The following is a 16,074-nucleotide window of genomic DNA, read 5'->3' on the forward strand; positions in this document are numbered from 1 at the left end:
TTTTATAACTGTATCTACACAAGATGTTTTAAAATCTTTGCTATACCGCTTGTTTCCAGCCCCTTTAGTAAATGCGTCTGCTCCATAATTACGGTAAGCAGCCACCCATCTTATAAGTGTGGCTTGAGCTATATCGTTAGCATGGGCAATTGAATCATATGAGCCCATTCCGCTAAGGTATTCATTTACTCTATCAATCATCCATTCTACGGAATGTTTCCTTTTAGCCATAAAAAATCCCCCTAAAGGAGACTTTGGTTATTTCCATTGTCTACTTTAGGGGAATCATATCATTTTCAATAACTTAGCTTCTTTATTGCTTGTCTGAAACATCTGGAATGTAGCGGACTATATCTTCTACTCGGCAATTCAGTATAGAACATAAGTCATTAATTGTACGAGTGGAGATGTCTTTATTGTGCTTTAATCTATGAAGTGTACTGTGCGAGAGGTTGTGCTTGTTTGTGAGTGTGTACCAGTTCTCGCCTGTCCTCTTTAAGGTTTCCCAAAATGGTGAATAATCGATCATATATTAAATCCCTCTTAAAAAAGGGTAAAATATCTTGCGTTTGTTGAATATCTTCGATAGAACGAATATAATAAAATATATTCGATATTTCGAACATATTATTCTATGGAGGTGACTATGGCAGACAATCAGAATCCAAACTTAAAGCCATGTAAGCATTGCGGACAGATGATGGCGAAAAGTGCAAAGGTATGTCCTAACTGTGGTGGAAAGAATAAACCACCTTTCTTTAAGCGCCCTTGGTTTATAATACTTTGTGTGCTTATAGTTCTTGGCATAATTGGAAGTGCCGGTGGTGGAAGCAAGTCATCCAATAGTGGTGGATCATCTTCGGGAACTACTAATACAGAAAAGGTTGAGGAGAAAATTGAATACACACATTATGACGTAACAGAGATGATGGATGACCTAGATGGAAATGCTATGAAAGCACAAAATAAATATAAAGGCCAGTATATTGAAATCACTGGAAGACTTAATGTTGTTGACAGTGATGGAAAGTATATATCACTGACAAAGGCTGATGATGAGTGGGCAATTCTTGGAGTTACCTGCTACATTAAGAATGATGATCAAAAGAACAAAGTAATGGAAATGAGTATTGGCGATACAGTCACACTTAGAGGAAAATGTACTGATGTCGGAGAAGTTCTGGGATATTATCTTGATATTGCAGAGATAGATTGATCATAAGAAGCTAAAGGCGAGGAAAGAATTTCCTCGCCTTTTTTATATCCTACTATGCACCCTATCCACGAAGAACCACATGCCCACTAGGATGAAGATCGTTACTATAAAGAGGTGGGATGAAGTTATCTGGAAATTATTCAGATGTGCTGTCATCAATTCTGCCGTCAAATATTGATAAAAAAAGTGAGCTAGTCAGGCTTTAATAAAGAATCATTTTTGCCGATATATATATAGACAACCATAATTATGCCTAATACAAGATTGTATCAGTTTTGCCATAAGTGGAGGTGCTTTATGAGGATACAACAGAACACGGATGTTCAAATAAATTCTTTCCCAAATCAGAATAATGCTCAGTCGACCACTGGGGCAGGGAAGACTGCACATAAGAGCGGCAATTTGCCCTCAGTATCAGGTGCCAATCTGAAGGGTGAAAGTCTTGTTCAGCAGAGGCAGGGCCTTGCAAGAAAGCAGGCACTTAAGGTTGTGTCAGATGCATTTGGCGGAGAAAAGAAGCTGGATGCCCAGATGCAGTCTATTAAAGATGAGATAAAGCGCCTTCAGGACGAGATCAACGAGAAGACTGCGGACACACTGGAGAATGACGCCAGGTTAAAAGAACTCCAGGAAGCATATGGAATCGATCCGGACAGTGAAGAGAATAATGAGCTTTCAAAACTTGCGTTTAAGATGAATAATTCCAAGGATGGCTTATCTGATGAAGAAAAAAGCAAAATGTCAGAGTATCAGCAGCAGGCTTTATACTATGTTGCGAAGAATCAGCAGAATTCACTTGATATAGACAGGGCAAAAGCTCAGCAGATGGGAAATGTTCAGGGCTATGCAGATATGAAAAGAGAACGAGCTAAGTCACAGGATATGATGAAAGCTCAGGATGAAGCTGAAGATATTATGGAAGCAGCGGGCGAAGAGGCTATAGCTCTTTTGACACAGGAAGCGGTTGAGCATGTAGACGAAGAGCAGAAGGAACGCGAGGAAGAAGCCAAAGAAGCTGCCGAAAAGAAGAAAGAAGAGAAGAAGGAAGAAGCAAAGAAACTCGAAAAAGAAGCTATGCAGCAGGAAATGATAGAGAATATCAAGGAACACGCTGCAGAGAGCCAGAGAACCAGTGCTGATACCAAAAGGGCTATTGCAAGAAGAGAACGTGCAGAAGCTGACAGCATGGGAGCAGAGGATGCCCAGAGAACTATTATTTCTGAGAGTGCATCTATGGAGGATACGCAGAATGCTGTTAATTCTGAAATTACAAATATCCTCAATAAGCTGAGCTTACTTTCAAATGATGTTAAGGGCAGCGCTGTTGACAGTCAGATATAAGAAGGCTATTCATGACATAGATGATGCTATTGGTGACATTAGTATTATCTGATAAAGGATTGATGCCGAAAGGAAAAAGAGAAACCCTTGTGATATTCACAAATCATGTACAAGGAGGTAGATGATTATGGCAGGAATCAATATTACTTCAGTGAACAGACAGGTAAAAGATATTAGTCAGGATATATATGCTGCAAAGTTGCAGCGTGACGAGATACAGGCAAAGTCTGTGAATAAAGATGAGAGCAATGGATTACAGAACGCCGTTGCCGAGAAATTAAGTGATAAATCTAAAATAAATAATGCTTTCTCAGATACGGCAGCTACCTTGTCTATTTCTGCTTTAGGTGCTGAAGAATTGGAAAAAGTAAGAGATTCTTGGAATAATCATGCTGTCAGCGCGTTATATGAAAAAGACATACCGGTAAGCAAAAATGCAGAGGGTGTATATAAAATTGGCGGAGCTTCATTTAATGATGAGGAGTTATCTGCAGCAAGAGATTTGATAACAGGTGTCGGAAGTCAGTTAAAGAATGGATATCTAAGTTACAGAGATTATGCAAAGATGGAAGTAGCGCAGAAGGTTGTTGATAAATATGCTTCCAATGGCTTTAATGAAGATCAGGCAAAAGCTATTAGCATTGCCATGAAAGACTATAATAATAACCTGATCAGAACGCAAGAGCGGCTACTGGCAAATAAGCAAACCAAGACTAATGATGATTCAGCATCCGGAAAGTACTTCGGCATTGAGGTTCATGTGCCAAATGAAGTTAGAAAATCATCTAATGAGTTTGCAAGCACAGATATAGCAACAAATCAGGAGCTTGTTGCTAACATTCGTGACAACATCAGAAATACAGATTTTTCAGACAAAGAGGCGGTAAACAAATTAAAAGCCTCATATGATGAGTTGATGAGACCTGCTTATAATGCACAATATCCAGATGTGCTCAAGGCTAACGTGGATGATGTGATATCTAAAGATATAAGCGATTTTCTTAAGCTTGTTGAATATGCAGATAAGTGGGGATAGATAAATGATATAATGAAGACAGAAATAGAGATGTTTCCGATGTAAGAGCATCGTAAAAAGTTGTGCTGCGGATGGAGCAGGGTAATTATTCCATCTCATAAGATACCATTTGCAGGTATCGAGCCCGGCAACGGGGATAAACGTTGTAGTCCAGGCAGGGGACTTAATTATTTCTGCACCTTTAAGGCATCTTAACTGGGTGCTAAGGCTGACAACCAGCAGAAAACTCTTATCTAAATGTATTGACTACTGTGTGGGGTGTTAATATAATATCTCTAACAGAACCCGACACGCCTCTCGTCATGATGCGGACCACGTCGGGTCATTTTTTCTAGTAGAGAATATTTTAATGTTTACAACAAGTAGAAAAATACTATGAAAATTGACACAAGACGGCATTAATGCTATATTAAAGATACAAAAAGGTACTACCCGTACAGCAACGGCTAGTCCGAAATTATACGATTATTAAAATAACCGCTAGTTTGCAGGCTGGGCGGTTATTTTAATGCTTGCTATTCCGACCTATGGAATAGCCGAGACCGAAGAATGTTGCGCAAAGCGCAAGTACTGCAATCAAGCCTTCCATGGTTATCATAGGGCAGGTTCCTCCTATAGGTATTCTCTTGCGAGTTTCTATATTAACAGGGCTTGTACTCCCTGATAGAGGACTAACCGCGACCGTTTAGGTAGCACCAATAGCATAATTATAGCAGTAATCATAGGCTTGTAAACTTAAATCGGTATCGAAGATATGGAGTTATACTATTTCGTATACTGTATCTGAGAAAGAAAAATTGTTTGACCTAATGTTTGACCAAGAGGTCAGTCGGTGTTGTCAAACCTCCTTTCCATGCGGACTTTGAGAAATTTCAATCGTGTTCGAATCACGTCACTCCGACTATACAAGCAAAATTCAAGCCGCTCATTGAGCGGCTATTTTTATATCCTACTATGAACTCTATCCACGAAGAACCACATACCCACTAGTATCAAGATCGATACTATAAAGAGGTGGGATGAAGTTATCTGGAACTTGGAAGTTGATTCAGCTTTGGGAACATTGTCCTGGTAGAGGATAAGGCAATCTGTAATGGAATCTGCCTTGATGGTGATCATGTCAGTTTCTTTATCCAGGTCATTTAGGAGTGTGCAAACTCCTTTGTTATTGGTAAGTACGTAGTACTCTCTGTTTTCTTTTCTAAGATATAATGGAACATCAAACTGGAACTCCACTGGTTCTTTTAACAAGTCAACGCTACTGTCTGAGTCGCCGATAGCCTTGGTGGAACGGGCGTCGAAGTATACTCCTTCATTTACTTTTCCAATTTCTTTTTCAATATTTGCAATTGCAACTTCAAATTGTGAAGAAACTTCAGAGGATGGAATCTCATCAGACATAACGAAAGTAAAGCTGACTTCTGCGTTTAAGCCTTCATCGATGTAAGTAAGTTCTTTTGGTGTGAAACAGGAGTCAACTAATTGTTTATAGTCACCAGCTCGTACGGCTGGAGGAGAAACTTCGGTTGTGCTGGCGGTGTTGAAGATTACAGTAACGGTACCTTCACCACGTGAGATCTGAGTGGATTCGTGCATGAAACCTCCCGAAAATACTGAAAAAGACGCTTTTTATTGTAAATTAATGATACTATAAAAGCTCATTTTCTTTGCTAAAAAAAGTGTAAAGAAAAGATAAGTTTTCTTTTTATAATTTAGTGTTTTAGTGTACAATAAGATTAGTGTGGTAGTATAACGTAACCAATAGACTAGAAAATAGGAATACAACATGAATCCCGACTTTATCTTTGGTAAAAACGCTTATTATTACAATCGAGAGGTGGAGGCAGAGAAGATCTTACGCCTCGTCAATTATGGGGCCCAGTATGAAGACAATGGGCTTATCATTCTGACTCAGGACAAACACTGTGTCTATGCCAATAAACGCGCATTTTCCATGCTACATTCAGAAGACAATCTTGATATTCTCTATGAGAGCTTTTTGAATTGGATGAAGGAAATAGGTGTTGCCTGGGATACTCCTACCTGGAGTAGGATCTACAAAGTTGATGACAAAGAGAGACTCTTTAGAGTTAGATACCGTCAGCTTTTAGATGAAGAGAGTATACCTGCTGGACACGTTTATATTATTCAGAATCTTTCTGATGTTGTAGAAAATGGAATGGGCGAACAGTACAGACTCACTCATGATGAGCTTACTCATCTTTACAACAAAGAGGGCTTTTTCCAGGAGACAAGGAAGCTCCTTAATGCAAATCCTGACACGGATTACCTTATGATCTATTCCAATATCAAGGATTTTAAGCTCATTAATCAGCTCTTTGGCCTTGAAAAAGGAAATGCCATTTTGGTTCACATTGGAGAACTACTGGCTCAGAGAGTTATGGACGATGACGTATATGGCAGGATCAATGGAGATCACTTTGCACTTGTGATGCCAAAGGATCGCTTCAATGAAAAAGACTTTTCGCTGGCTGTAAACGAACTAGCTGGGCGAATCATCAGTACATCTTATTCTATTCACATCCAGATTGGTATCTATGAGATCGTGGATCCACAAATGGATATCTCTTTTATGTGTGACAGAGCCTATATGGCATGTAAATCTATCAAAAGAGATAACGCCTGCGAGATAGCGTGGTATAGCGATGATATGCTTGTTAATGCTCTTTTGGAAAAAGAGATTCTTTCAAGCTTTGATTTTGCTCTGTTCAATCAGCAGTTTGGAATATACTTGCAGCCTCAGATACGATCAAATGGTGAAGTGTATGGAGCAGAGGCTCTTGCCAGATGGCTTCATCCAGAAAATGGCGTAATAGAGCCAGAAGTCTTTATCAAGGTTTTAGAAAAGGCAGACCTTATCTATAAGCTTGATAAGTATGTATGGGAGCTTGCAGCAAGACAGCTCGCGGCTTGGAAGGACACGGAGTGGAGTAAGATGTCTCTTTCAGTTAATGTCTCTCCCAAGGACCTTTATTATCTGGATATTCAAAAAGAATTTACAAGTCTCATTGAGAAATACAAGATAGATCCAATGCATCTTAACATTGAGCTTACAGAGACAGCTGTAACATCTGATGTTAACAAATGCGCAAAGCTTATTGCAGATCTTAGGCAAAGCGGCTTTATAGTTGAGATTGATGACTTCGGAAGTGGATACTCATCTCTTAATATGTTAAAAGATATAAATGCAGATGTTCTCAAGATCGATATGGGATTCCTTAGAAGGACTGACAACCATGAGAGGGCAATGGTCATCCTAAGGTACACCATAGATATGGCCTACGAGCTAGGTATGGGAGTCATCACAGAAGGTGTAGAGACAAAGGAACAATTTGAGAAGCTTATAGGGATGGGGTGCGAGATGTTCCAGGGCTTTTATTTTGATGAGCCAATGCCTGTAGAAATGTTTGAAAAGAAATATAAAAGATAGTACTATAAGTACGTTGCTAACATTATATTCACGTGGAGGAAAAGTGATGGATAAAAAGTTTGGGATTAAAGAAGTTGTTGCTATGGGTATAGGAACTGCCCTGTTTGTAGTGCTTACAAACGTTCAGATTCCTGTTTTTTTCGTTCCTAACACATCTCTTCAGCCTAGAATGGCAGTTCTTGCATTCTTCGCAGCTGTATTTGGTCCTATCGTTGGTGGTGTAGTTGGTCTTCTTGGTCACGCACTTGGCGATGCTCTCTTTTATGGCGGAGTATGGTGGAGCTGGGTATTCCCAGAAGGTGTTGTAGGAATTGCTATTGGTTTCTTTGCAGCTAAGTATGCTGTTAAGGAAGGTGGCTTCAACACAAAGAGCTGTGTTCTTTTCAATATCATTCAGGTTGTTGCTAATGCAGTAGCTTGGATCGTTGTAGCTCCAGTTCTTGATATTCTCGTATATTCAGAGCCAGCTAACAAGGTATTTGCACAGGGTGCAGTTGCATTCGTTTGCAATATCGTTATAATTGGTATTCTCGGATCAATTCTTCTTACAGTTTACTCAAAGGTAGCTGGAAAATCATCTGATCTGAAGGCGGAGGATTAATAGGTTGGTTAGTAGTGCCCCAATCATTGAGTTTTCAGACGTTACATTCAAGTATAGGTCCCAGCAGGAACCTACGCTGAAAAATATCAATCTTAAAATTTACCCAGGCGAGAAGATCCTGATCGCAGGACAGTCTGGTTCAGGTAAATCCACATTGGCACATTGCTTAAACGCTCTTATCCCTTGTTCTTATGCAGGGGATATGAGCGGAACACTCCGAGTTGATGGGCAGGAGCCCAAGAAGCTCGGAGTTTTTGGCATGTCCCAAATTGTTGGAACTGTTCTTCAGGACACAGATGGACAGTTTATTGCCCTAAGCGTTGCAGAGGATATAGCATTTGCCCTTGAAAATGACAACATGCCTCAGGAGCAGATGTTTGAAAAGGTAGCAGATGTAGCGCAGCAACTAGAACTAACAAACTTTTTAGGAAATGCCCCAGGAGCTCTTTCCGGCGGTCAGAAGCAGAGAGTATCCCTTGGCGGCGTTATGGCATGTGATGTTAAGGTTTTGCTTTTTGATGAACCACTTGCAAACCTTGATCCAGCCACTGGTAAAAGAACTATCGCACTTATTGACGATATTCTTAAGCAGGAAGATCTAACTGTTATCATCATCGAGCACAGACTTGAGGATGTACTCTACAAGGATATAGACAGAGTAATACTGATGGGAGATGGACAGATAGTTGCGGACATGCATCCAGATGAACTCCTTTCATCAGATCTTTTGCTGGAGAATGGTATCAGAGAGCCATTGTACGTGGCAGCACTGAAGGCAGCAGGAGCCAAGATCAATCCAGCTGACCATCCTCAGCATATTGAGACTATGAATATTGAGCCATACAAGAAGACAGTCAAAGATTGGTTCCACAGCATTTCTATGGACAGAAAAGAGACTACTTCTGATGTGCTTTTGAAAGTAGATGGACTTAAGTTTAGATATGACCAAGCAAGGACCATCATAAATGATGTCAGCTTTGAGATAAAGCGAGGTGAGATGGTTTCTCTTGTGGGCAAAAATGGTGCCGGTAAATCAACACTTGCTTCTCTTATCTGCGGATTTGTTGATCCTGATGAAGGCCATATTTATTTTGAAGGCGAGGATCTCTCCAAGTATTCCATCAAGGAAAGAGGAGAGAAGATAGGCTATTGCCTCCAGAGTCCAAACCAGATGATCTCCAAGCCTATGATCTATGATGAAGTGGCTTTGGGACTTACAGTACGCGGTGTTCCAGAAGATCAGGTCAAGGAAAAGGTAAATGAGATCCTTAAGATCTGTGGTCTTTACCCATTTAGAAACTGGCCTGTATCGGCTCTTTCTTTTGGACAGAAAAAGAGAGTATCTATTGCTTCAATACTTGTGCTTGACCCACAGCTCATTATCCTTGATGAGCCTACTGCTGGTCAGGACTATGAACACTATACTGAGATCATGGAATTTTTACATGAGTTAAAAGAAAAGCTTGGGATCACTATTATGATGATCACTCACGATATGCATCTGATGCTGGAGTATACAGACAGAGCCCTGGTACTTACAGATGGTCAGCTCCTTATGGATGCTGCTCCAGAAGAAGTCCTTACCAATGACGAGGTTTGCGACAGAGCGTATCTTAAGAGAACATCTCTTTATGATCTAGCACAGAAATGTGATATCAGCGATGCTGGAGAATTTGTGGCGCGCTTTATTGACAGTGAGAAATCCAAATAATTATTTATAGATTGGTTTTGTTTTATGAGTAGAATGATTTCATACGAAAAAAAGGATACGCCTATACATAAGCTTAGCGGCTTTACCAAGCTTGTGTTCTTCTTGATTTGGTGTCTTACAAGTGCACTTACTTTTGACACCAGAATACTTCTTTTGATGATCCTGCTAGGTGGTATCATATATGTTGTTTCAGGCACTAAGTGGAAGCAGGTAAGCGGCGTATTTATAGCCATCATGTTCTTCATGGTGATAAATCTCACCTGTATCTTTTTCTTTGCGCCATATCAGGGATGCGAGATATATGGTACAAGGCATGAGATAGCTCACCTCTTTGGACCATATACACTTACCAAGGAACAGCTCTTTTACGAGTTCAATGTATTTATCAAGTACTTCACAGTAATACCTGCTGTGTTCATCTTCCTTGTTACTACTGATCCAAGTGAGCTGGCATCATCTCTTAACGGAGTTGGTGTTCCATATATGATCGCATATTCTCTTGAGATTGCTCTTAGATATATTCCTGACGTTCAGGATGAGTTCCACAGGATCAGAAATGCTCAGGAGGCAAGAGGTATTGAGATGAGTTCCAAGGGCAAGATGTTATCTAGGATCAAGAATACAGCTGTTATCATCTTCCCACTTCTTTTCTCAACTATGGAGAGGATCGACGTTGTCAGCAATGCCATGGAGCTTAGAGGCTTTGGCAAAAAGAAAAAGAGAAGCTGGTATTCACGTAGAAAGCTCATGGCATCTGATTATGCTGTGATCGCATTAGTTATAGTTTTCTTTGTAGTCACTATGATCATCACTTTCCATGATGGAAACCGTTTCTACAATCCATTTATTTAAGTTTAGGAGTAACATGGCTTTTTATTATGCGCCTATGGAGGGTATAACTCTTTATCCTCTTCGAAATATTCATAAAGACAAGTTTGGCCAAGAAATGGACAAGTATTTCACACCATTTCTTACAGCTGCCAAGAATTATCATTTCAAAAAACGTGAACAAAGAGACGTGCTTCCTGAGTACAGCACGTCTTTTTGTGATGTATCAAATGAGATAGTGCCTCAGCTCATGGCCAATCAGGCAGAAATCTTTATTTGGGCTGCCAAGAAGATAAGCGCTCTTGGGTACAACGAGGTAAACCTAAATATGGGCTGTCCTGCAGCTACTGTTGTTAACAGACATAAAGGCTCAGGACTTTTAGAAGATCCTGATATTTTGGACAGGATGCTCTATGATATCTTTGATACTGTAGATAAAGAAAATCTAGGATTTAAGGTATCGCTAAAGACAAGACTTGGACTTATGGATGTATCTGAAACACCAAGACTTATGGAGGTTTTGGCTTCTTACCCAGCAAGTGAACTAACTATTCATGCAAGAGTTAGAAGCGACTTTTATAAAGGTGAGCCAAGACTTGATACATTTTGTCAGGCGGTCAGGATCTACAGAGAAAATGGTGGTAAGGCTGATATCTGCTACAATGGTAGTATTTCTACAGTTTCAGATTATACCAGGATAAAAGAGTATCTGGATAAAGAACTACCTGATGTGGATATTTCCTACATGATAGGCAGAGGTCTTGTGGAAAACCCTGCTCTTGTTAGAGAAATTTGTGGAGGAGAACCTCTTGGCGCTAAGGAGTTAAAAGATTATTTGGACAAGCTGTACGCTGGATATGAAGGTTATATTCCTGAAGAGAGAAACGTGATCTTTAAGATGCTTGAACACTGGGCATTTTTGCATGTTCACTTTAAGGATTGTGATAAGCAGCTTAAGGCTATTCGCAAGGCTCGTAGCAAAGGAGAATACCTAGCTGCAGTCAATAATATTTTTTCTAGCTGTGAGTTTACATAATGGACCTTGTGTATTAAAATTTTCTATGTTCAGTTCTATGTGGTATGGCATAAATATATGAACAGGAGCGAGGAAAGAGGTATGAGTCAGGAAAAGATTGATGCATACAAAAAAGAGAAAGCTGGCAGAAAGCAGAGACTTGCCAAGCAGAAGATCAGAAGAAAGATTGCAAAGGTTGTTTGTGCACTTATCGTAGTTGCAGTTATCGCAGCAATTGCAGGTAATGCGATCTGGAAAAAGAATGGGGCTACACCAGAGACTGTCGATGCGGCAATAGCAGCATCTTCTGAAGCATCTGTTGATACAGCAGCTGAGGCATCTTCTGAGGCATCTGCCACAACAGCAGCTGAGGCAACATCAGAAGCATCAGTATCTGAGTCTGTAGAAGCAACATCAGAAACATCTGCACAGTGATCATGTGAAATATGAGAAGTATATAAAAGAGCATCTGCTAATGCAGGTGCTCTTATTTGTTATTATAATTATTTACTTGTCGCAAGGATTCTTCATGCTGATACGGCTTCCAGGTTCAACAGATGATGTGATGAATGCGTTAGCGCCAATAACTGTGTCTGCGCCGATAACTGTTTCACCACCAAGAATTGATGCACCAGAATAGATGGTAACGTTGTCTTCGATAGTAGGATGTCTCTTAACGCCTTTAAGAGCTTGACCTCCGCGAGTTGAAAGGCCACCAATAGTAACGCCCTGATAGATCTTGACGTGTTCTCCGATAATAGAAGTCTCACCGATTACAATGCCTGTACCATGGTCTATCATGAAGTACTTGCCAATAGTAGCACCTGGGTGAATATCAATTCCAGTCTTGGAATGTGCGTACTCAGTCATCATTCTAGGAATAAGCGGCACCTTCAGGAGATAGAGCTCGTGTGCGATCCTATTAATTGTTGTTGCCAAGAGACCTGGATAAGAAAGGATGATCTCTCCTTTGCTGTATGCTGCAGGGTCTCCATCATAGCAAGCCTGAAGGTCTGTATCCAAATACTCACGGATCTTGGGAAGCTGCTTAAAGAATTCGTGAGTGATGCATCTTGCGCCACAATCTAAAGTCTCATCAGTAGCATTTTTGTAATCAGGACTGTGGTGGAATGCTATTGATATCTGTTTTTGCATATTGTAGATGACATCTTCGATAACAACAGCGATCCTGTTGTTGTCATTGTAACTTTTGTAGACCTTGTCTCTGTAGTATCCAGGGTAGATGATACGGATAAGTTTTATCACAATATCTTTTACCGCATCTCTGTCTGGCTGATTGTAGACGTCCATCTGATCTATGTCTCTGCCATTTTCATAGTCGGTAAGGATCAGGTCAACAATACTTTTGATCTCATCTTTTAAAGTATCTTTACTGTTATCTGTATTAAAGTCCATAAGGCGTTATCTCCATTTTTCCTTGAATATAGGAACTTCTGACTCCCATTATATATAAAGAATTCGTATGTTTAAAGTAATAAAGAAATTTTTTTTCAAAAAACACTAAATAAATCTTAAGGTGCGACCGATAAATGATATGACAAGTAATATCATTGTATTCTTTTGGCAAAGGACTGCCGCTTATCACAGAGAACAAGGACGTGCGATAGTGATAATTTTTGGAGGAAGTGCTCTATGATGAGATCATTGTGGTCTGGCGTTGCCGGTCTTAAAACTCACCAGCTTGAAATGGATGTAATTGGTAATAACATTGCCAATGTTAATACAACTTCTTATAAATCACAGGCAACAGGTTTCGCTGATGTCTTATATCAGACTGTAAAAAATGGAACAGGCGCAGGTGACAACACAGCAACAACAAATGTATCTCAGGTAGGTCTTGGCTCTAAGGTTAGTTCAATCTATACCAACGTTACAAAGTCTGGATCAATGCAGACAACAGGTAACGTAATGGACCTCATGATCACAGGTGATTCATTCTTCTGCGTTACACCTGATGTCAGAGAAGGAATCGTAAACTTTACTAGAGATGGTTCTTTTACAATAGATGCAGATGGTAACCTTGTTACACAGAACAACGGTTACTACGTAATGGGACAGATGGGAGAAGGCCAAGTTGGCGGAACGGTTCAGGCTCCTTTAAATGTCATAAATAGGACCAACATCGACTATAACGAAGATGGTCAGATGGATTCTGTAGATTATCTTCCAGGTCAGGCAACAAGTGCTGGCTATTTTAAGGGAAATATTGATAAGTTCGATCCTTCGCTCAAAGAAGGAAAGACAATGAGAATAGAAGTCTTTGGTACAGACGGCAAGAACTATACTATCAAGTTCAAACTTACAGATGCCGGCGATTCTGAAGACAATACATACAAGCTTTCAGTAGAGTCTGTGCTTGATACTAAGGGAAATACAGTTAGCACAGGAGATCAGGAATCATGGGATCTTCTCTTTGATAAACATGATGGAACACTGATCTCACCTACATCAGTTAATTTCACAGCATCAACAGAAGGTGGCGTAGTTGGAGCTCTTAATCTTGATCTCTCATACGTAACAAACTATGCAGGATCATCAGCAACTCACTCATCTACAATGTATGGCTATAAGGGAGATGTTAAGGGACTTAATCAGGGCTTTGCAAACGGCGTACTTACTGGAATCTCATTTGGTACAGATGGTTCTATATACGGTAAGTATTCAAATGGTCAGACCATCAAAAAAGGTCATATCGTAGTAGCAGAGTTCAATAACGCTATGGGACTTGAGAAGGTTGGAGATAATCTTTACTCAGCTTCACTCAATTCAGGAAACCCAATCTATATGGATATCACAGAGGATGGTGGTTACATGTCATCTGGAGTACTTGAATCCAGTAACGTAGATCTTGCAAAAGAGTTTACTGACATGATCACTACACAGCGTGGTTTCCAGGCAAACAGCAAAGTTATCACTACATCTGATGAGATGTTACAGGTTCTCAGAGGATTAAAAAGATAATTAAAAAATAACGATTTTTCATATACAAAATGGAAACTGAGCTAATTTTTTGACTTTTTTGAAAATTTAATTCATTCAGGCCGGGACTAAGTCCCGGCTATTTTTCGTGAAGAAACTGTGAAAAATTTATGAAAAAAATGTTGATTTTATTTTAGGGATGGTTTATATTCATTTACATAAAAGACAACTTCATGTATTACTTAAATGAACATTACAAAGAAACTGAGTAGTATTGAAAGGCAAAGCCGTTGAAAGACGGTGACGCAAAGCTAGAGGGTCTCACTCACATAGGTATGTGACAGATAGCCAGCTGCTGGTGCCAGTTCGTGGCATCATAAGATGGCCGAGCTGTGACACGCAGTCGGTCTTTTTATTTGCAAAAATACGTACGCGAGAGTTCAAGGATGAACGGGGAGCACAGGTGGTGCTTTCGAGTACAAGGAGAGTTATTTTTTAGCAGTTGGATAATTCAGCTTTGCAAATGCCTTTCGTTTCGATTGTTTTTGGTGAGGTATTTTGCAGGGGCATTGCGAAATACCTTATTTTTATGTCACGAAATCGATTAACTGGAGTTTAGGTGAGGTATTATGGCTGAGATCAATTTAAAGAAGCTTTCAAGAGCAGAGCTATTGGAGATGATGATTCAATACTCCGAAGAGGCTGAAGCTGCCAAGGAACACGAAAGGTTATACAAGGAAGAACTTGAAAGAGAAAAGGCTCAGATGCAACATGAGATGGCCGAAGAAAGAGCCAGAATGCTAGCAGCCTTTGATGAAGAAAAAGCTCAGATGAGAGCAAAGTTTGGCGAACAGAAAGCTGAACAGAAAGCCAAATTTGACAAGGATATCGCAGGACTTAAGGCGAGACTTACTAGAGAAAAAGAAGAAATGCAGCAGCAAGTTGATGATGCACTTATGAAGATTGAAAACTCACAATCACTTGCAGAAGCTTCTATAAAACTTGGCGGTATCATGGAGTCAGCTCAGAAGGCAGCAGATCTTTATCTTGAGACACTCAAAAAGAGTGCACAGAAAGAATACCAGCAGTTAATGCAGGAGATTCAGGAAACAAGAGCTAAGCTTCAGGCAGGCACTTTACCAGATGAAAAGATGGAGACAGAAGAGCCTAAGGCTGAAGTAGAAGAAACTGACGTCAAAGAAAAGAAGACAACAAAGACTACAGCTAAAAAGGCTACGACTAGAAAAGCAGCAACTAAAAAGGCAAAAGAATCCGAAGAAGATACAGAAGAAAAACCTAAGGCGGTAAGAAAGCGTAGGACCACCAAGAAGGAAACGGAATAAGAAACTGATGGGTGAAAAGGAATTTGAAAAGCCAACTCTTGAACAGCTAAAAAAAGAGCTCAAGAGAGAGAACAACAAAAAAGAATATCGTAGAGTTCTCAGAAATACGCTGATAGTAGTGGTTGTTGTGGCAGCCTTTGCAGTTTTAGTTTCCAGCTTTTTTATCACAGTACTTAAAGTTACCGGAGACAGCATGACTCCAACTTTGGAAACTGGACAGATTGTAATAGCTCAAAATAGTTCATCATTTGAACCTGGTGAACTGATAGCTTTCTATTATAATAATAAGGTTTTGGTCAAAAGGGTGCTTGGATCACCTGGAGACAAGATCAATATCGACAGCGATGGTAATGTGACAGTAAATGGAATAGCTCTTGATGAACCTTATGCATCAGAAAAGAGCTTGGAACCTACAGATATTTCATTTCCTTATCAGGTTCCAGAAAACAGGTACTTTGTTCTTGGGGATCACAGAAGTGCATCGATTGATTCAAGATCAAGCGTTGTAGGCTGCGTAACTAAGGAGCAGTTAATAGGTAAAGTTATTTTTAGAGTGTTCCCATTTGATTCGTTTGGAACCATTAAGTAATGA

Annotated in this window: 16 protein-coding genes and 1 riboswitch; of the genes, 12 read left to right on the forward strand and 4 right to left on the reverse strand. The window is 39.9% G+C overall.

The genetic code is table 11. The features are described 5' to 3' along the window. Positions 1-231 (reverse strand): transposase (locus tag BLS24_RS14920; RefSeq protein WP_143015195.1); only part of this gene is annotated, 231 nt, incomplete at its 3' end. 82 nt (positions 232-313) lie between these two features. Next, on the reverse strand, positions 314-529 hold the full coding sequence (locus tag BLS24_RS14925; RefSeq protein WP_091760995.1) for a helix-turn-helix domain-containing protein: 216 nt from the start codon (positions 527-529) through the stop codon (positions 314-316). 117 nt (positions 530-646) lie between these two features. On the opposite strand from BLS24_RS14925, the gene BLS24_RS14930 reads away from it, so the two are divergent. The 3 genes from BLS24_RS14930 to BLS24_RS14940 all read left to right on the forward strand — a co-directional run bounded on the left by BLS24_RS14930 (position 647) and on the right by BLS24_RS14940 (position 3,593). Further along, positions 647-1,216, forward strand: a complete 570-nt coding sequence (locus tag BLS24_RS14930; RefSeq protein WP_091760997.1) for an OB-fold protein — start codon at positions 647-649, stop codon at positions 1,214-1,216. Between the two features lie 297 nt (positions 1,217-1,513). Next, complete coding sequence (locus BLS24_RS14935; protein WP_091761000.1) at positions 1,514-2,557, forward strand: hypothetical protein; 1,044 nt, start codon at positions 1,514-1,516, stop codon at positions 2,555-2,557. A 127-nt stretch (positions 2,558-2,684) separates the two neighbouring features. Next, entirely contained in the window at positions 2,685-3,593 is a 909-nt protein-coding gene (locus BLS24_RS14940) for a hypothetical protein (protein ID WP_091761003.1), read from the forward strand. A 942-nt stretch (positions 3,594-4,535) separates the two neighbouring features. Here the strand turns inward: BLS24_RS14940 and BLS24_RS14945 are convergent. Continuing rightward, positions 4,536-5,189: a hypothetical protein gene (locus BLS24_RS14945; RefSeq protein ID WP_091761007.1), complete on the reverse strand. Its 654-nt coding sequence runs from the start codon at positions 5,187-5,189 to the stop codon at positions 4,536-4,538. Positions 5,190-5,379: 190 nt separating this feature from the next. Here BLS24_RS14945 and BLS24_RS14950 point away from each other — a divergent pair, with 190 nt between their 5' ends. From BLS24_RS14950 to BLS24_RS14975, 6 genes are all read left to right on the forward strand, one after another. Then, positions 5,380-7,044, forward strand: coding sequence for a GGDEF domain-containing phosphodiesterase (locus tag BLS24_RS14950; RefSeq protein WP_091761010.1), 1,665 nt, complete (start codon positions 5,380-5,382; stop codon positions 7,042-7,044). Between the two features lie 46 nt (positions 7,045-7,090). After that, entirely contained in the window at positions 7,091-7,645 is a 555-nt protein-coding gene (locus BLS24_RS14955; RefSeq protein ID WP_091761013.1) for an ECF-type riboflavin transporter substrate-binding protein, read from the forward strand. 4 nt (positions 7,646-7,649) lie between these two features. Further along, a complete protein-coding gene (locus BLS24_RS14960; RefSeq protein WP_091761016.1) occupies positions 7,650-9,356 on the forward strand; it encodes an ABC transporter ATP-binding protein in 1,707 nt (568 codons plus the stop codon). A 24-nt stretch (positions 9,357-9,380) separates the two neighbouring features. Then, positions 9,381-10,208: an energy-coupling factor transporter transmembrane component T family protein gene (locus BLS24_RS14965; protein ID WP_091761020.1), complete on the forward strand. Its 828-nt coding sequence runs from the start codon at positions 9,381-9,383 to the stop codon at positions 10,206-10,208. A gap of 13 nt (positions 10,209-10,221) precedes the next feature. After that, complete coding sequence (locus tag BLS24_RS14970) at positions 10,222-11,220, forward strand: tRNA dihydrouridine synthase (protein WP_176764454.1); 999 nt, start codon at positions 10,222-10,224, stop codon at positions 11,218-11,220. Between the two features lie 81 nt (positions 11,221-11,301). Beyond that, positions 11,302-11,634, forward strand: a complete 333-nt coding sequence (locus BLS24_RS14975; protein WP_091761026.1) for a hypothetical protein — start codon at positions 11,302-11,304, stop codon at positions 11,632-11,634. Between the two features lie 72 nt (positions 11,635-11,706). Here BLS24_RS14975 and epsC read toward each other — a convergent pair whose 3' ends face one another. Further along, entirely contained in the window at positions 11,707-12,615 is a 909-nt protein-coding gene (epsC, locus tag BLS24_RS14980; RefSeq protein WP_091761029.1) for a serine O-acetyltransferase EpsC, read from the reverse strand. Positions 12,616-12,852: 237 nt separating this feature from the next. On the opposite strand from epsC, the gene BLS24_RS14985 reads away from it, so the two are divergent. The 3 genes from BLS24_RS14985 (at position 12,853) to lepB (ending at position 16,071) form a co-directional block, all read left to right on the forward strand. After that, the gene (locus tag BLS24_RS14985) at positions 12,853-14,181 is read left to right on the forward strand and encodes a flagellar hook protein FlgE (protein ID WP_091761032.1); all 1,329 of its coding nucleotides are present in this window, start codon (positions 12,853-12,855) and stop codon (positions 14,179-14,181) included. A 228-nt stretch (positions 14,182-14,409) separates the two neighbouring features. Next, a riboswitch (cyclic di-GMP riboswitch) is annotated at positions 14,410-14,499 on the forward strand. Between the two features lie 269 nt (positions 14,500-14,768). Next, the gene (locus BLS24_RS14990; protein ID WP_091761035.1) at positions 14,769-15,482 is read left to right on the forward strand and encodes a hypothetical protein; all 714 of its coding nucleotides are present in this window, start codon (positions 14,769-14,771) and stop codon (positions 15,480-15,482) included. A 7-nt stretch (positions 15,483-15,489) separates the two neighbouring features. Continuing rightward, entirely contained in the window at positions 15,490-16,071 is a 582-nt protein-coding gene (gene lepB / locus BLS24_RS14995; RefSeq protein ID WP_071175559.1) for a signal peptidase I, read from the forward strand. Positions 16,072-16,074 lie beyond the last annotated feature (3 nt).

Source organism: Butyrivibrio sp. INlla18, from assembly GCF_900103635.1.
In the GTDB taxonomy this organism is placed as follows: domain Bacteria; phylum Bacillota; class Clostridia; order Lachnospirales; family Lachnospiraceae; genus Butyrivibrio.